The organism is Apilactobacillus intestinapis, from assembly GCF_049166695.1.
GTDB classification, from domain to species: domain Bacteria; phylum Bacillota; class Bacilli; order Lactobacillales; family Lactobacillaceae; genus Apilactobacillus; species Apilactobacillus kunkeei_C.
The window spans coordinates 222,199-239,859 of the sequence record NZ_JBMHFD010000001.1 but is presented as its reverse complement, the minus strand read 5'-3'; the positions used below and the strand labels follow the sequence as shown (position 1 = coordinate 239,859).

19 protein-coding genes and 1 other annotated feature are annotated in these 17,661 nt (G+C 35.2%); of the genes, 2 read left to right on the top strand and 17 right to left on the bottom strand.

Annotated elements, in window-relative coordinates; translation table 11 throughout:
- Positions 1–32 precede the first annotated feature (32 nt).
- The 8 genes from greA to ACOMA7_RS01320 all read right to left on the bottom strand — a co-directional run bounded on the left by greA (position 33) and on the right by ACOMA7_RS01320 (position 7,781).
- Entirely contained in the window at positions 33–509 is a 477-nt protein-coding gene (gene greA, locus ACOMA7_RS01355) for a transcription elongation factor GreA (RefSeq protein WP_034530847.1), read from the bottom strand.
- 22 nt (positions 510–531) lie between these two features.
- The gene (udk, locus tag ACOMA7_RS01350; RefSeq protein ID WP_034530846.1) at positions 532–1,206 is read right to left on the bottom strand and encodes a uridine kinase; all 675 of its coding nucleotides are present in this window, start codon (positions 1,204–1,206) and stop codon (positions 532–534) included.
- Between the two features lie 21 nt (positions 1,207–1,227).
- On the bottom strand, positions 1,228–2,352 hold the full coding sequence (mltG, locus tag ACOMA7_RS01345; RefSeq protein WP_054608178.1) for an endolytic transglycosylase MltG: 1,125 nt from the start codon (positions 2,350–2,352) through the stop codon (positions 1,228–1,230).
- A gap of 22 nt (positions 2,353–2,374) precedes the next feature.
- Positions 2,375–4,786 carry a phenylalanine--tRNA ligase subunit beta gene (gene pheT / locus ACOMA7_RS01340; RefSeq protein ID WP_301945484.1) on the bottom strand — a complete coding sequence of 804 codons (2,412 nt, stop codon included), beginning with the start codon at positions 4,784–4,786 and terminating at the stop codon, positions 2,375–2,377.
- Positions 4,787–4,798: 12 nt separating this feature from the next.
- Positions 4,799–5,839: a phenylalanine--tRNA ligase subunit alpha gene (pheS, locus tag ACOMA7_RS01335; protein ID WP_054608180.1), complete on the bottom strand. Its 1,041-nt coding sequence runs from the start codon at positions 5,837–5,839 to the stop codon at positions 4,799–4,801.
- A gap of 39 nt (positions 5,840–5,878) precedes the next feature.
- Positions 5,879–6,097 (bottom strand) — a binding site (T-box leader).
- A gap of 35 nt (positions 6,098–6,132) precedes the next feature.
- A complete protein-coding gene (locus ACOMA7_RS01330) occupies positions 6,133–6,480 on the bottom strand; it encodes a winged helix-turn-helix transcriptional regulator (protein ID WP_034530839.1) in 348 nt (115 codons plus the stop codon).
- On the bottom strand, positions 6,459–6,986 hold the full coding sequence (locus ACOMA7_RS01325; protein ID WP_034535299.1) for an HD domain-containing protein: 528 nt from the start codon (positions 6,984–6,986) through the stop codon (positions 6,459–6,461). The genes ACOMA7_RS01330 and ACOMA7_RS01325 overlap by 22 nt, the downstream gene beginning before the upstream one ends.
- A gap of 24 nt (positions 6,987–7,010) precedes the next feature.
- Positions 7,011–7,781: a TrmH family RNA methyltransferase gene (locus ACOMA7_RS01320; RefSeq protein ID WP_421391499.1), complete on the bottom strand. Its 771-nt coding sequence runs from the start codon at positions 7,779–7,781 to the stop codon at positions 7,011–7,013.
- Between the two features lie 102 nt (positions 7,782–7,883).
- On the opposite strand from ACOMA7_RS01320, the gene ACOMA7_RS01315 reads away from it, so the two are divergent.
- Together ACOMA7_RS01315 and yidC are read left to right on the top strand one after the other, a co-directional pair.
- Positions 7,884–8,159 (top strand): acylphosphatase, encoded by a 276-nt coding sequence (locus ACOMA7_RS01315; RefSeq protein ID WP_054608182.1) that lies wholly within the window; start codon positions 7,884–7,886, stop codon positions 8,157–8,159.
- Between the two features lie 75 nt (positions 8,160–8,234).
- Positions 8,235–9,164, top strand: coding sequence for a membrane protein insertase YidC (yidC, locus tag ACOMA7_RS01310; RefSeq protein WP_054608183.1), 930 nt, complete (start codon positions 8,235–8,237; stop codon positions 9,162–9,164).
- Between the two features lie 45 nt (positions 9,165–9,209).
- On the opposite strand, the gene ACOMA7_RS01305 is transcribed toward yidC, so the two are convergent.
- The 9 genes from ACOMA7_RS01305 to ACOMA7_RS01265 form a co-directional block, all read right to left on the bottom strand.
- A complete protein-coding gene (locus ACOMA7_RS01305; protein ID WP_237756980.1) occupies positions 9,210–10,085 on the bottom strand; it encodes an aldose 1-epimerase family protein in 876 nt (291 codons plus the stop codon).
- Positions 10,086–10,152: 67 nt separating this feature from the next.
- Positions 10,153–11,064, bottom strand: coding sequence for a tyrosine recombinase XerC (gene xerC / locus ACOMA7_RS01300; protein WP_034533896.1), 912 nt, complete (start codon positions 11,062–11,064; stop codon positions 10,153–10,155).
- 66 nt (positions 11,065–11,130) lie between these two features.
- Positions 11,131–13,239, bottom strand: coding sequence for a type I DNA topoisomerase (gene topA / locus ACOMA7_RS01295; protein ID WP_414826924.1), 2,109 nt, complete (start codon positions 13,237–13,239; stop codon positions 11,131–11,133).
- A 52-nt stretch (positions 13,240–13,291) separates the two neighbouring features.
- Positions 13,292–14,170: a DNA-processing protein DprA gene (dprA, locus tag ACOMA7_RS01290; RefSeq protein WP_301945486.1), complete on the bottom strand. Its 879-nt coding sequence runs from the start codon at positions 14,168–14,170 to the stop codon at positions 13,292–13,294.
- A gap of 40 nt (positions 14,171–14,210) precedes the next feature.
- Positions 14,211–14,975, bottom strand: a complete 765-nt coding sequence (locus ACOMA7_RS01285) for a ribonuclease HII (RefSeq protein WP_301945487.1) — start codon at positions 14,973–14,975, stop codon at positions 14,211–14,213.
- A 2-nt stretch (positions 14,976–14,977) separates the two neighbouring features.
- Positions 14,978–15,835, bottom strand: coding sequence for a ribosome biogenesis GTPase YlqF (gene ylqF, locus ACOMA7_RS01280; protein WP_421391494.1), 858 nt, complete (start codon positions 15,833–15,835; stop codon positions 14,978–14,980).
- 83 nt (positions 15,836–15,918) lie between these two features.
- The gene (locus ACOMA7_RS01275; protein ID WP_034530821.1) at positions 15,919–16,137 is read right to left on the bottom strand and encodes a YozE family protein; all 219 of its coding nucleotides are present in this window, start codon (positions 16,135–16,137) and stop codon (positions 15,919–15,921) included.
- A 10-nt stretch (positions 16,138–16,147) separates the two neighbouring features.
- Positions 16,148–16,738 carry a YpmS family protein gene (locus tag ACOMA7_RS01270; RefSeq protein ID WP_301945489.1) on the bottom strand — a complete coding sequence of 197 codons (591 nt, stop codon included), beginning with the start codon at positions 16,736–16,738 and terminating at the stop codon, positions 16,148–16,150.
- An 11-nt stretch (positions 16,739–16,749) separates the two neighbouring features.
- Positions 16,750–17,634 (bottom strand): GDSL-type esterase/lipase family protein, encoded by an 885-nt coding sequence (locus ACOMA7_RS01265; RefSeq protein ID WP_301945490.1) that lies wholly within the window; start codon positions 17,632–17,634, stop codon positions 16,750–16,752.
- Between the last annotated feature and the right edge of the window lie 27 nt (positions 17,635–17,661).

The window sequence follows — 17,661 nt, the reverse complement described above, 5'->3', positions numbered from 1 at the left end:
TCGTCTAAACGAGTCCTTTTTATTTTATAAAATTATTCAACAGAAATAATCTTAACTTTCATGTCACCGGCAGGAATTTCGATAACTACTTCATCGTTAACCTTGTGGCCTAATAGCCCTTTAGCAATTGGTGAATCGTTTGAAATTTTACCTTCCAATGGATCTGCTTCAGCAGCACCAACGATTTGGTAAGTTTCTGGGTCTTCATCTGGTAGTTCTTTAAAAGTAACCTTCTTACCAACGTTTACCATATCACTTTCAACGTCATCGTTATCAACAACGTCAGCGTATTGTAGCATGTGTTCTACAGTTGTAATACGGCTTTCTAGCATACTTTGTTCGTTCTTAGCTGATTCATATTCAGAATTTTCTGATAAATCACCATAACTTCTGGCAATCTTGATTCTTTCAATGATTTGTGGACGTTGATTTAATCTTAAATCTTCCAATTCAGCTTCAAGTTTTTGTTTACCTTCGACTGTCATTGGGTAGCTTTCATCTTTAGCCATTATAAACTCTCCTTTAAATTAATTAGATTGTTGTATCAATATTATTGAAAACCTTGTTGTTACCGTGTTTTACCAAGATTGATTGAATCTTAGTTGTTAATAAATCAATCGCAACTTGGTTCTTACCACCTTCTGGAACGATGATATCTGCGTAACGCTTACTTGGTTCAACAAATTGGTTGTACATTGGGCGAACAGTTTCCAAGTATTGTTGGATAACTTCATCCAATGTTCTGCCACGTTCCTTGGTATCTCTTTGAATTCTTCTTAAAATACGAATGTCGTCGTCAGTATCAACGAACACCTTAATGTCCATTAAATCTCTAAGACGCTTGTCGTCTAGGATTAAGATTCCTTCTAGGATGATAACATCACGTGGTTCTTGAGTAACTGTTTCAGTACTACGATTTAATTTAGTGTAGTCATAAACCGGTTTTTCAATTGCTTCATAGTTTAGAAGCTTATTCAAATGTTCTAGTAATAAGTCACTATCAAAAGCTAATGGATGATCGTAGTTAGTTTCTTCTCTTTCAGCCATTGTCTTATGTGATTGATCCTTGTAGTAAGAATCTTGTTGCAAAATCATAATTGAATGACCCAATAGTTGGTTAAAGATGGCACGACTAACAGTAGTTTTACCACTACCTGAACCACCAGTAACACCAATAACAACGGGACGCTTTTTCTTTTCTACCATAATAATCTCTCCATAACCGATTTATCTCATAACACTATCATTGCCGATTAAGTCATCGACATCTTTATCTGAATTATAATACTTAACCTTCTTATCATTCATATTAACACTATATGCTAAATAAAAAGTAGTCATATCCTTTGGATTCAAAATTGAATCTAGTGACTTAACCGTTGGGTTATTAATTGCACTAGGTGGGAATCCAATATTCTTATATAAATTATAAGGGGTATTAGCATCATAATCTTTCTTTGAAAGTTTTTGTCCAGAAACTTTACCATTAGCATACCTAATAGAAGATTGCACTTCAAGAGGTAAATTACTATTTAGACGATTATATAATATTCCCGCAATCTTTTCTTGATCTTTTTTATCAACATGATTGTGTTCAATAAATGAAGCCAAAGTAATTGCTTCATCGACTGTTAGGTTTTGTTTCTTTATTTCCTTGAAATATGGACTAAATTCATAATTAGTCTTTGCAACCATTTGGTTAACAATTTGTTTCAAGGTGACGTTCTTTTGTGAATTGTATGTGGCTGGATATAGGTATCCTTCTAACACATACTTTCTATTCTTAGCCTTAAATGCTGAATCTAAAAGCTTAGGATATTTTTTCTTCAATTGATTCAAGAAATCAGTATCCTTCATTAGCTTTTTGAAGTCAGCACTTGAATATTGACTGCTTTGTTCTACTGATTGGGCAATTTCATCGATGTTATCACCTTCACGAACAAGCAAGCGACCATATTTACCTTGTAGCGGTTGAGCTGTTCCACCCTTTTTCAACTTGTCAGCAATCTTTTGTAAACTCATTGAAGGTGAAAGTTCATAATAACCCGCTTTTAGACCAGAATAGTTATGACTATTAACAAAATAGTCGAATACTAAACCACTTTTGACAATTTTACTTTCTTGTAAGATTGATCCAATTTTCTTATCGGAAGCACCCATTGGGATTTGAACTTGAATTAATTCTTTATCCTTAGGATTCAATGGTTTTAGTGATTCTTTAACGTATTGATGTCCAAGAATAAATATAAAAATTCCCAAAACTATTAAGATGGCGATAATACTTAGTGAAATCTTTTTGCCTAAATTAGTGTGCTTCTTTTCGAAATCATTGGAGTTCTTTTCTTCATTCAAATCCATTTCCTCCATTTAAAAATTAACGTATTTCTACATTGAATTCTTTTTCAAGATTTCTTTGCACTTTGTCCATTGCATTATTTACATCATCATCAACCAAAGTATCATGCTTGTTTTGGAATGTTAATGAATATGCTAATGACTTCTTGTCTTCAGGAACATGTTCACCTTCGTATAAGTCAAACAACTTAACATCTACTAAGTATGCTCCACCACGTTTTTCAATTACCTTAACGATTGAATCGTTTTCAACATCCTTATCGATTAACATTGCGATATCACGCTTGATTGAAGGATATTTTGAAACTAATTCGTAGCTTTGTTCTTTCTTAGGTAAGTCAATGATTGTTTGTAGGTTTAGGTCAAAGACATAAGTTTCATTAATCTTAAATTGCTTTGCAATCTTTGGATGAACTTGTCCCACAAAACCAACATAGTGACCGTGAACAAAGATATCAGCAGTTCTACCTGGGTGCATTTCTGGGTAAGATTCGTTAGCAACATAGCTAATTTCACCGTTTAGACCAATTGTTTCCAAGTATTCGTTAACAATTCCCTTAATTTGGAAGAAATCAACGTTCTTTGCAGGTTGGTTCCATGAATTATCAACTAGTGAACCAGTCATTGCACCAGCTAAATGTTCAATTTCATCTGGTTTAACAACATCTGCATTTTCCTTATGGAAAACACGGCCTTGTTCGTATAAGGCAACGTTATCAACTTTTCTAGCCTTGTTGTAAGCAATGTCATCTAAAAGTCCTGAAACTAGGTTCATTCTTAATGTAGTGTGATCACTGCTCATTGGGTAACTTAAATCAGTTTGTGCTGATTCACCCATCATGAACATCTTAGCTTTTTCTTCAGTAGTTAAAGCATATGAGATGGCATGAGTTAAACCTAAACCTTCTAGAATATGACGACTGTCTCTGATTAATTGTTGTTCAGCATTTAAACCACCAGTTGTCATAGTAGTTGTTGGTAAGGTGCTTGGTAGGTTATCGTATCCGTAAATTCTAGCAACTTCTTCAATTAAGTCAGCTTGAATATGGATATCACCACGTCTAGTTGGAATTGTAACAACTAAATCATCACCATTAGCCTTAACTTCGAAACCAAGTCTTTCAAAAATATCTGTCACATCAGCGGCACTTAATTCCATACCTAGGACATGGTTAATACGAGAAACTGAGATTTCAATAACAGCCTTCTTGGCATCGTACTTGCTACCAACTAAAACATCACTTGTAACTGAACCGTTGGCAATTTCTCTTGCCATTTCACTAGCTGAAGATAAAACATCTTCAACAGCCATTGGATCTACACCACGTTCGAAACGTTGAGATGCTTCAGTATGAATAACGTGTTTTCTAGCCATTTTTCTAACTTTAATTGGGTCAAAGATAGCACATTCGAACAATACGTTCTTAGTATCAGCAGTAATTGAACTATCCATACCACCAATTACACCAGCCATTGCGATTGGGCCGTTGTCATCAGCAACTACTAAATCGTTTGAATCTAATTCCACTTCGTTTTCATCTAAAGTAGTAATCTTTTCACCGTCATTAGCGTATCTAACTGATACATTGCCTGAAAGTTTATCTAGGTCATATGCGTGCATTGGTTGACCAAACTTAAGCATTGAGTAGTTTGTGATATCAACGATGTTATTTACTGGTTTAATTCCGGCATTCCAAAGTCTAACTTGCATCCATAGTGGACTTGGTTTTACTTCAACATCATTAACAACACGGTTTAGGTATGTCCAAGCAATTTCTTCGTTAACATCACTTTGGATTTGATCAGATGTTAATTTATCTGAAGTTTCGCTAACTTTATCTAAATCAAACTTGGCTGGCTTGTTGTAGATAGCAGCTAAATCATGAACAGTACCGTAAATGCTTAGCATGTCACCACGGTTAGGAGTTACATCTAAATCAATTAGTGCGTCATCCATACCAAGGTACTTGTAAACATCGTCACCCAAGGTAGCATCTTCTGGTAAGAAGTAAATACCGTCGGCCCATTCCTTTGGCACAACATCTTTAGGGTAACCAATTTCATCTAGTGCACAAAGCATCCCATTGGATTGAACTCCACGCATCTTTGATTTTTTAATCTTCATGTTATCAGCAACTCTGGCACCAGATAATGCTGTAATAACATTCTTGCCTACTTGAGCATTTGGAGCTCCACAGACAATTTGAACTGGTTCGTCTTCACCAACATCAACTTGGCAAATGTGTAAGTGATCTGAATCTGGATGGTTTTCCATTTCCACAATCTTACCTACAACGATTTTTTTAAGTCCATCGCTAGGTTTGATAACAGAGTCAACTTCGACTGATGAACGTTCAATTTTTTCGGCTAATTCGTCAGCAGGAATATCTAAGTCAATGTATTCCTTTAGCCAATTGTATGAAATTTTCATTAGTATCTCTCCTTAATTAAATTGCGATAAAAATCTAACATCGTTTAGGTAGAAATCACGAATATCTTCTACACCGTATTTCAACATTGCAAAACGATCTGGACCTAGTCCAAATGCGAAACCACCGTATACGTCAGCATCTACACCGGCCATCTTCAATACGTTTGGATGTACCATTCCGGCACCTAGGACTTCAATCCATCCTGAGTGCTTACATACATCACAACCCTTACCATCACACTTGAAACAAGTAACGTCTGCTTCAACTGATGGTTCAGTGAATGGGAAGTAACTTGGTCTCAAACGAATATCGTACTTGTTACCAAATAATTGGTGTAGTAAGTATTCAAGAGTTCCTTTTAAGTCACCCATTGTAATGTTCTTATCAATCACGATTCCTTCTACTTGGTGGAATTGGTGTGAATGAGTAGGATCATCTGTATCACGTCTGTATACGACACCTGGTGAAATCATCTTCAATGGACCATTACTGAAGTCGTGTTTTTCAAGAGTTCTTGCTTGCATAGGAGAGGTTTGAGTTCTCATCAAGATTTCTTTAGTAATGTAGAAAGTATCTTGCATATCTCTGGCTGGATGATCCTTTGGTAGGTTCATCATTTCAAAGTTATACTTGTCTTCTTCTACTTCTGGACCACTTTTAACTTCGTAACCCATACCGATGAACATGTCACAAATTTCATCAATAATTGATTGGATAACATGTGGATGTCCCTTAGCCACTGGAGTACTTGGAAGAGTAACATCGATTTTTTCAGCAACTAGTTGTGCTTCTAAGGCCTTGTTTTCTAATTCTGTTAACTTTGCATCCAAGGCATTTTGAATTTCATCTCTGATTTCGTTGGCATAACTACCAACTTCAGGTCTTTTTTCAACTGGTAAGTCCTTAATACCTCTTAGTGCCTGAGTAATTGGACCTTTTTTACCAAGTAAATTAACTTTAATTTCTTTAGTAATTTCGTTAACGTCGGTTGCTTGATTTATTTGAGCAATTCCATCATCACGCAACTTGGTTAAATCATCTTTTAATGACATAGTATTCTCCTCTCATTTCAACAAAAAAAGCCTCATCCCAAAAGGGACGAAGCTTCGCGGTACCACCCTAGTTTATAAATTGCGGTTCGCAATTCATACACTCTAAATCCATAACGGTGGAATACCGGATTATTTTTCGTTAATTGTAACTCCCAATATCAGTTCAGAAAATGAATTCAGCTGACTTGTGACTACTCTCATCAAATGCAGTCTTTCTGTATTGTTTGTCGCCTACTAATTTTTCTTCAACACATTTAATTAAATAATATCTTAAAAACATTAGTCGGTCAAGATTAATCGTTAATATCACACCATTGATCTGACCAGTCATGGATTTGTTCCATGATTGGACCCAATGCTTCTCCTTTTTCAGTTAATTCATATTGAATTAATGAAGAATCGCAAAATGTTTTACGAGTAATGATACCGTCTTCTTCAAGTTCCTTTAGTCTTTCAACTAATACACGATCACTGCACTTAGAAACTACGTTTGCGATACATTTGAAACGTTGTGGTCCATTGACCAATAGTGTTTCAATAATTAAACCATTCCATTTCTTACCTAGCATTTGAAAAGTTTGTTCAAACTTAGGACACAAATGAAAATCGATTGTGGTGCTCATTTGACTTTCTTTTGCCATGAACTAACCTCCTTTTTATAGTGTCTATTTTTAATTTTGTTTTTTAAATTTTGGTATTTTGGTGCGAAATATTCTCGAATAGCATCGTAATCATCGATAAGTGAAACGACCACACTCTCAGCATACTTGGGCTTGGTTAAAGTCAATCCCCACATATGCTTAGTGATAATATCTCTTTCCTTATCGTTTAGCTTAGTTATTTTTTCAGCATTTCTAAGCGCCACTCTTGGGTGCATATAAGCATGGGAACCCAAGCGGAACTTGCTTACTCGCCAATCGTAGAAAAACAGGTCATGCAGTAATCCTCCACGGGCTGTGGCTTTAGCATCTAAACCGAATTTCTTAGCGATTAAATAACTTTCATATGACACATGAATACAATGTTGTAAACGAGTTGATGAATGATGTTGGATATAGTTATCTAGTCTCAAGACTTCTGGACTGCTTAGTAAATCAGAAACATAGCTAACATATTCTTTATCATTTCGCCATGCATCTTCTTTCAATATACTATCTCCTAACTCAATAATTTATTTTTTAAGATGGAACATTGCGATTCCAGCAGCAATCGCTACATTAAGTGATTCTGCCTTTCCCTTGATAGGAATATATAAATTTTTAGTGGTTTGGTCAAGTATTTTATCTTGCATACCATTACCTTCATTTCCCATTACTAAGGCAAAAGCATCCTGTTTTTCAATCTGATCATAACTCACTGCTTGAGGATTTAATTCTGTTCCATAAACCGGCACATTGTTTTCCTTAAACTTGCCAATCCAATCAAGTAGGTCACCTTCCAGTAACTTCAAATGGAATTGACTGCCTTGCATTGAACGTAATACCTTTGGATTAAATTGACTGGATGTTCCTTCACCAAAGATAACGCCGTCGAAACCGGCAGCATCTGCAGTTCTAACCATTGTTCCGATGTTACCTGGATCTTGAATTTGGTCTAGCAATAGCCAAGAACCATTCATGTCTAATGAATCAAAATGATCCTCTTTTGGTAATTCAACAATTCCAAAGATTCCTTGTGGAGTTGATGTTGAACCCAATGCCCTTGAAACATCGTCGGTAATTTCAATTACTTCACCGTTAAAAGCATCAATTTCAGCTTGATGTAGTTCGTATTGCTTGTTTGTAGTTAATACAACTTCAACGTTTTGGTTAGCATTAATCGCTTCAGATACTAGATGCCAACTTTCCAAAATGTATTGGTTACTATTTAAACGGCCCTTTTTAGTTTTTAACTTTGACCATTTTTTTACTCGTTCATTTTTTGCAGAAACAATTTTTTCCATTACTGGATATGACCCCTTTAAATTATTTATCTTTCCTATTATTTTAGCATAATAATCGAATAAAACATATATGTTACTATTGTTTAGTAAGGAGGAATCAATATGACCAATAAAAATATTGAAATCATTGTTTTAGGAAGAGTTCAAGGTGTTGGTTTTAGATACAGTACCAAGAAAGTCGCAGATAGAATGAATCTAAATGGTTTTGTCCAAAACTTAAGAGATGGAAGCGTCTTGATTCACGTTAACGGCGAAACATCCATAGTTGATGAATTCGTTTCTAAAATTAAAGATTCACCTACACCTTATGGACGAGTAGATAATATGAAAATAACTAATATCAATGAAATTCACGATAAAGGGTTTATAATAAAATAATTCGGGTTTTTATCTGATATAATTCCAATTTTCTGGTATTATTGTAAATGAAATTTACAGGAAAGGTTTTTTGTAATGAAAAAATTAAAGAGATTCAGTGCCCTATCTTTGATTGGAGTAATGGCTTTAGTCTTATCAGGATGTGTACGTGTGGATTCAAACGGTAAACCATATGGTCTTACATATGAATACCTTGCTCTACCAGGTCAACACATTCTAGACTTTATTGCTAGATTCTTCGGTGGATATGGTTGGGCGATTATCATTTTAACTATCATTGTTAGAATGATCTTGCTTCCTGCAATGATTAGTCAAACTAAGAAGTCTACTATCATGCAAGAAAAAATGAGCTTCATCAAGCCTAAGATGCAAGAAATTCAAGAAAGACAAAAAAATGCTTCTTCAAAAGAAGAACAAATGAAGATTCAACAAGAAATGATGCAACTATATAAGGATAACAACATTAGCATGGCCGGTGGTATTGGTTGTCTACCATTAATCATTCAAATGCCAATTTACCTTGCCTTATATAACGGAATTCGTTTCTCACCAGAAGTTTCACACACTATGTTCTTAGGTGTAAAACTTGGTGACAAGAGTTTAATCTTGGTTGTATTGTCATTCTTAGCATACGTTCTTCAAGGATACTTGATGACTTTAGGTCTTCCAGAAGATCAAAAGAAACAAATGAAGATGATGGCATACTTCACACCAATCATGATTGTATTGGTAACATTCAGTGCTCCTGCCGGATTAGGTATTTACTTCTTCATTAGTGGTTTGTTTGCTTGTTTACAAACATTAATCATTAACATGTACCGTCCAAAGATTAGAGCAGAAGTTGCAGCACAAGCAGCTGCTCAAGCACAAAGCGATGAAAAAGTCATTCTACACGATGTAGAAGAAGAAGATTCATCAGATGAACCTGAACAAATCGAAACAGTTGATGAACATGATACTCATGACGATTTAAGAAAACGTAATTCAGGAAAACAAAATAGATAAAACAAAAAACACCTTTTAAAAAGGTGTTTTTTTGTTACATATTTTTTAGAAGAATAATAAATCATACTTAGCAGTGAACTTTTTGTCTGGGCTAATCTTATTAATGCCGACTTTATGTTCAATCTTTCCATCTGTATGAACATCGTCTGCAATTCCCCACCATGGTTCAAGACAAACGAATGGTGCGTCTTTTGCAGACCATAATCCACCGTATTCAATATCGTAGGCAGTCATAGATACTCCATGATCTGAAACGTCGTTAGATAGAATAGTGGTAAACTCTTTATTCTTAATTTCAACCACTTTAGCATCATCATAAAACAATTCATGCGATAGTTTAATTGGTTGATCTAATTGAATTTTTTCGACTTTTTCAAGGTTGGCATATGGAACATCAAATTGAATTTGATCATATGTTCCTTTGTTAGCGAACTTAACTGAATAATCGTCATATTGTTCACTTCCATCCTTCACCAATGGCACGTTGAATGCTGGATGGGCACCGACTGAAAAGTACATTTCTTTAGTGTCGGTATTAAACACGTTAATGTTAGTAGACAACTTATGATCATCCAATTGATAGTGAATAACTAATTTGAAAGCAAATGGATACATCTTCTTAGTTTCTTCGTTACTAACAAGTTGCAAGTCAATCCAATCACTACCTTGGTCTAAAACATCAAATTCCATATCCCTTGCGAATCCATGTTGACCCATTTCATAAGTCTTGCCGTCATATGTGTATTGATTATCCTTTAGACGTCCAACAATTGGAAACAAAATTGGCGCATGACGAGCCCAATACTTTTTTTCACCGGACCAAATGTATTCTAATCCATGAGTACTTTTAACGCTGTTAATTTCAGCACCATGCGTATTAATTTTCACTTTTAGGTATTCATTACTAATTGTTTTAATCATAGTCTCCCCCCTAACAAATTTATAACTATATTTTACAATAAAGCGCTTTCATTATGCAATTATTATGTTAAGATCTTGGAAAAAACTTATTATAATCACGCAATAAATGTTCATTAGAAACGTGAGTATAGATTTGTGTCGTTGACAAACTGCTATGTCCTAATAATTCTTGGACTGTTCTTAAATCAGCACCATTATTAAGCATTTCGGTAGCAAAAGTATGTCTTAACATATGCGGATGAATATTGGTTGTTAAAGATGTTTGTTTAACAATCTCATCTAAGATGTATTCTACTCCACGACTCGTTAATTCGTCTCCGTATTGGTTTACAAAAACATAATCATGGTGTTTGTGATACTTATTAACTAACAAATCACGACAGTTAGTTTGATATTGCTTTAACGCTTTAATCAAATAGTTACCAAATGGTAAGTATCTTTGTTTATTTCCCTTACCAATCACCTTAATAATCCGATTATCAAAGTCGATATCGCTAAACTGTAAGTTCACACATTCGCTTACACGCATCCCCGTATCGTATAGGATTTCAATAATTGCATAGTTTCTGTAACTAAGCATCTCATTTTTACCATGCTTGGCTGCTTCAAATAGCTCATATAGTTCCTTTTGATAAAAGAAACGAGGCAAATGATTAGGATGCTTTTTTAAGTTCACCTGATCAAACGGATTTTGTGAGACGACATCATTTCGTTCCAAAAAATGGAAGAAAGAACGAAGTGATGAAATCTTTCTGATGACAGTATTTCTACTTTCATCGCGTTTCTTCAAAATCGTAAGATAATTACTAACATCCAAATCATCGGTTTGCTGTAAGCTACGATCTTCTTCCTCTAATGTTTTTACAAATTCATTGATATCAGATTGATAAGCAATTGCTGTATTATCAGAATATTGACGTTCATTGATTAAATATTCCATGTACCATTCAATTAATTCTTCATCTTGATATTTTTTCATTGGCTATCTCTCTTATCTTATTAAACTAATAGCCCCTAAGAGTTTTAAATCTTTAGGGGCTATTAACTATTTTTGTACGGCTTCTTCGTAATCACCGTTAGGACATACCACTTGGGTACCACCTTTAATCTTCTTTTCTACCAAGAAGTTTCCATCCTTAGGACAGTCTCTTCCGATTGGTTTATCCCATGTAACAAAATCACATTCAGGGTATCTTGAACAACCATAGAAGATTCGATTCTTCTTTGATTTACGTTCAATAACATCGCCCTTCTTACATTTTGGACATGTAACGCCAATCTTTTTAACGATAGCTTGTGTGTTTCGACAATCTGGGAATCTGGAACAAGCATAGAACTTACCATATCTTCCCATCTTGATAACCATTGGAGCACCACAGACTTCACAGTTGTAACCAGCTGGTTCGTCTTTAATTTGAACATCTTCCATGTTCTTTTCGGCGTTCTTAACTTCTTTTTCAAATGGTCTGAAGTACTTATCGACCACTTCAACCCAGTTTTGCTTAGCTTCTTCGATTTCATCTAAGTTATTTTCAAGGTCGGCAGTAAATTCAATGTTAACGATGTCAGGGAAGTATTCTTCAATGATGTTATTAACGATTTCACCTAATTCAGTAGGTTCGAATCTTCTACCAACTAACTTAACATAGTATCTCTTTTGGATTGTACTCAAAGTTGGTGCAAAGGTAGATGGTCTACCTACACCGTTTTCTTCAAGTGTTCTGATTAGCTTAGCTTCACTGTATCTGGCAGGTGGTTGAGTGAAGTGTTGATCTGGATTGTTCTTAGCCATCTTCACTTCGTCACCCTTGGCTAGGTCAGGTAAGATATTGTCTTTTTCTTTTCCCTTGTTGTAAACCTTTAGGAAACCTTCGAACTTAAGCTTTGAACCGTTCGCTCTGAAATCAACACCGTTTTGTTCCATGTCTACTGTCATGGTGTCCATGATAGCAGGTGTCATTTGACTAGCCATGAATCTAGACCAAATCAAATTGTATAACTTGTATTGATCGTTGGTTAGGTATTGCTTTAGGCTTGCTGGAGTTCTCTTAACAGAAGTTGGACGAATTGCTTCATGGGCGTCTTGAGCACCTTCTGGCAACTTACCCTTAACTGGTTTAGTTGCAGCAAACTCTGCACCGTACTTATCATGAATAAATTCGGATGCTTCGTGCTTAGCTAAAGCAGAAATTCTAGTTGAATCAGTTCTCATGTAAGTAATCAAACCTTGGTTACCATCTTTACCAATATTGATACCTTCATACAATTGTTGAGCCGCCATCATTGTCTTACCAGTCTTGAAGTTCAACTTAACATTGGCGTCTTGTTGCATTGTACTGGTAGTAAATGGTGGTTGAGGTTGTCTCTTACGTTCCTTTTTAACAACGTTTTGAACCTCAAATGGTTTGCTCTTATCGAATTTAGCTAACACAGATTGAACTTCATCATTACTGTTTAATTCAGCCTTCTTAGCATTCACTCCGTAAAAACTGGCCTTGAATGCTTCTCGACCCTTCTTCATGTCGGCATCGATGGTCCAGTATTCCTTTGGAACGAATTCTTTGATTTCACGTTCTCTTTGGATGATCAACCATAAAGCGATTGATTGAACACGTCCAGCACTTAGACCCTTTTTAACCTTTTTCCATAGTAATGGAGAAATGGAATAACCAACTAAACGGTCTAAAACACGACGAGCTTGTTGAGCATCAACTAAGTTCATGTCAATTTCTCGAGGGTTCTTAAATGCTTCCTTAACGGCATCCTTGGTAATTTCATGGAAAGCAACACGATTCTTATCGTCTTCTTTCAAGCCAAGTAAGTGTGATAGATGCCATGCGATAGATTCTCCTTCTCTATCCGGGTCAGATGCAAGGTAAACATTTTTGGCTTTTTTAGCTTCAGCCTTTAGTTCCTTGATTGTTTCACCCTTACCACGAATAGAGATGTAGTGAGGTTCAAAATCGTTGTCGACGTCTACACCCATCTTACTCTTTGGTAAATCTCTAACGTGACCCTTACTAGCAATAACACGGTAGGTTCTACCTAGGTATTTTTGAATGGTTTTAGCCTTGGTTGGAGATTCGACAATCACTAGTTTCTTTTTTGCCGACTGTCTTTTTTTCTTTGTTGTTGATTTTGTAGTAGTCGCCATTTACATCCCTCGTCATTTTATTTCTTTTTTAATATCTCCCAAAGGCTAATTATTAATATTTATATTCTTCTAATATGTCTTTGGCAGTAATTACTGGTTTGGCACCAGCTTGAATTAAATCATTACAACCAACCGATAACGGACTATCAATCCTCCCTGGGACTGCTAAGACGTTTCGGTTATTTTGTAGTGCTAAATTAGCGGTGATTAAACTACCGGATCTATACTTGGCTTCCGTTACCAGTATAGAACGTACCAATCCAGCTATAATTCGATTTCTTTCCGGAAAATGGTACCTAGCTGGTCGACAGCCAACTGGATATTCGCTTAGCAACAAATGATTTTTGGCAATTGTTCGTTGTAGCGATTCATTTTCTCTTGGATAATATTGATCTAAACCGGTTCCAATCACAGCAATCGTTTTACCATGATTGGCAATTGCTGCCAAGTGAGAAAGTCTATCAACCCCCTTGGCTAGTCCAGAAACAATCGTTATTCCGTTACTAACAATCTCAGGCACTAATCGCCTAATGACCTCAACGGAATATTCAGTATTATTTCTAGAACCAACAATTGCTAATGCTTTATTTTCTAAAAGCCTTAAATCACCAAAATAAAATAACACAATTGGTGGCAAATATGCTTCTTTTAAATTCTCCGGATATAAGTCATCTATAATGGTTATCCATTTAACATGATTTATATGATGATCAAGTTCACTATTTAATTTATCACTATTATAGAAATTAATAAATGTTTTTGATTTATTTTTAGATAACATTAATGTTTCTGCAATCTCTTCAGCAGTCATATTTAACTCGTCAGGAATTACGTCATAAGCGCTTTTTAACCATCGATAAAATCGATATTCAGATTTAATACCGATGCCCTTAGCTAATTTTAGTTTTAATAATAATTCTCTTGTTTTCATATATACCTCCACTTTTACAAGGTATATACGATAAAAGTGACTACAATAAATCAGAAACTGGTTTAAAACTTCTTCGATGAATTGGGGTTGCGCCGTACTTGTGTAAAGCGTCTAAGTGCTTCTTGGTACCATAACCGGCATTGTTAGCAAAATCGTATTCTGGATATTGCTGATCGTATTCTTTCATTAAGTCATCACGATAGGTCTTAGCTAAGATGCTGGCAGCAGAAACACTAGCACTCTTTGCATCCCCCTTGATCAATTTAAGTTGATGGATATCAACATCAATTTGCATTGCATCAACGATGATTTCCTGTGGTAATGCCTTTAATCCTAATACCGCTTCTTTCATCGCTACTCTAGTTGCTTCATAGATATTAATATCATCAATTAACTTGTTATCAGCAATTCCATATGAATAATCAATGGCCTTAGCTTTAATTTGGTCAGCTAATTCATATCTTTTCTTTTCAGAAAGTTGCTTTGAATCATTAACTTCGTAGACATCAAAGTCATGGGGTAATACCACTGCACATGTAACAACCGGTCCAGCGAGTGGTCCTCTTCCAACTTCATCAACTCCCGCAATGACATTAATTCCTTCATTCCAAAATTCATGTTCATACTTTAAGCGTTGGTGAAATTCCTCTATCTCATGATTTCTTTTCTCAATCTGTTTAACACGCTGTGTGATTAATTTTTGAACGCCGATTCTACTATCATCTTGATATTTTTGCAGTAGTTTGGAGTTTACATCATCAACAGATTTTAAAATTTCTTTGATATCTTTGATTGATTCAGCCATATTTATTCTTCCTCTTCTGTAGATAGGTCGTTAACATCATCTAGAGTAAAACGGCCGATCTTACCTTTTCTGGAATCTAAAATAATTCTCATTGAAGCTCTTTCGTAGTCATCTTGCATGCCGACTTTTTTAGTAATCTTTAGTAGTAAATCAACATCAGATAATTCCATATCATCTTCTGATAGATGGTAACGATCGATTAACTCTTTTGGATTAGTGCTTCTAAAGAAATGAAGAGCAAACAAACCAACATCATCACTGTGGTAAATGCTATCCTTAATCGCTCCTGTCATCGCTAGCTTGTTAGCAATGTCGTCATTTTGGAACTTAGGCCATAAGATACCTGGGGTATCCAATAGTTCTAGCTCGTCACTAGATTTTAGCCATTGTTGACCCTTAGTAACTCCGGCACGGTTACCAACTTGAGCGGCACGTCTCTTAACAATTTGGTTCAATAATGTTGACTTACCAACGTTTGGCACCCCAACACAAATTGCACGAATAACCTTCTTATCGAATCCTCTTTCCTTAGCATCATCAATCTTATCGGCTAAAAGATCCTTAACAACCTTGGTGATGTACTTACCTGTGGTGTTTTTCTTTGAATCAATTGCGATTGCTGCATATCCTTGATTCTTAAAGTATGATAACCATTGGTTGGTAATGTTTGGGTTTGCCAAATCTGCCTTTGTAAGAATCATTAATCTAGGCTTACCTTGACTAATTCTTGCTACTTCCGGGTTGATTGAACTAAATGGGCATCTTGCATCCACCAGTTCAAATACAATATCTACTAAATGAATATTTTCTTCAAATTGACGAATTGCTTTCGCCATATGTCCTGGAAACCATTGAATCATATTTTATCCGCTCCTAACTTATATATATTAATTGTACTATATTAATCACCAAAAAATGAACCTAAATTCATAGGTTCATTTTTTTAGTGTTTACTATTTTGAAAATCCATCCAAGCATCATCAAAAATTGTCATACTTGGTAGATAACTAGCATTTTCTTCCAAGTATTCTGAAATTTCATCATAATCAGTCGATTGCTTGGGAAATGATTGATCGTAAAATGCGTTGTTTGCAAATTGAGCAACCGCTTCGGTACTCTTAGGATTACGTTCAGTCATTAAATACTGGTAAAAACTTTTCATAGTTGCTCCTTTATTGATTAGGAATTAAGACTTTAAATTCAAAGTCACCGTCACCATTCATATCAATTTTATTAGCTTGGTATGAAAGTTCTTTCTTACCACCTAATTTGTTGACATGTAAGATAATGCGACTGTTCTTACTATCTAATTCAACCCACTTTGGAATGTTGTAATGCTTACCAACATAACCAATTACAAAACGAGGTGGTACGTTTAACTTACCAACTTCAAGCTTACTTGCGGTTAGTTCTACATCACCGTTGCTTAATAGATGTGGATCCAAACTTAAAAGGTATCCAACTTTGGAACCCAAGATGGTAATCTTACCATAAACGTAGGCTTGTTTGTCTACCCAGAACTTGTAGTCCATGTTTTTTTCTTTCTTTTCGAACTTTTCTAGGTAGTAACTTGATAATGCGTTAATTTGTTTTTTATTCAAACTAACACTAATTGGTGTATTATTTTTTGACGCTGTTCCCATTTGTGGATTTACGGTTTCACTATTCATTTCTTTCCAAGCATAGAATGCACCACCAAGTAGTACGATGACTAATAAAATAAATAGGTACTTAAATAGTTTTTTCTCTTTTGCTTTTTCCATTACAATTGCCTCTAATTCCAGTCATTAAATCTAAATAATTGTGATACAAGTCTGTCGGTCATGTAGTTATATCCCTTATCATTTGGATGGAAATGATCATCTGGGGAAATATAATTATTTAACTCACCCTTTGTATCATCTAATTTTAAAATGTCCAACGGATCAAAAGTTACTTCATCACTTGATTCAACTAATTTTTCTTTTTGAGCCTTACTCTTATATTGTCCATATGATAACGGTGTGATGTCAACAAAATGTGCTTTTTTATTTCTTAGCACAACACCAGAAGTAATTTGATTATACTTCTTAACGTATTGATTAATCACATCAACGTTTGCAAAGTATACATAGATTGGATTATAGATACCAAACACATAGATTGGTGCTTTTTTATTTTCTTTTCGAATATCATTCATTAATCTATTCACTTTGGCTTGATAAGTGATAGAAGCTTGCTTCATCCTGCTATTAAACTTAGTTTTACCATCAACTAAAGCGTTACTTTGTAAGCTTTGTAGTAAGTCATTACCACCAACGGTTAGAACAATAATGTTGGCCTTTTTCAAACTACTTGAAAGACCTTTAACATTGTTTTGAACACGCTTATCGATTTGATCACTACGTTGTCCCGCAATTCCGTAGTTAACTGTTGTGACGTGCTTATACCCCTTTTTATTAAATGCCTGTTTAGTTCTTGAGACATACCCACCGGCCTTTTTAGGGTCACCAACTCCTTGTGTTAATGAATCACCTAAAGCAACGATTGATACTTTTTTGTTCTTGCTAACATTCGTAATTTTGGCCTTATGTCTAACGTTTGAATATACCTGGTAGCTCACACCGGCAATTCCAAATACTACAATCAAAAATAGTATGAATTTAAATATTTTTTTCATAATAATCACCCCATAAAAAAAGGTTAT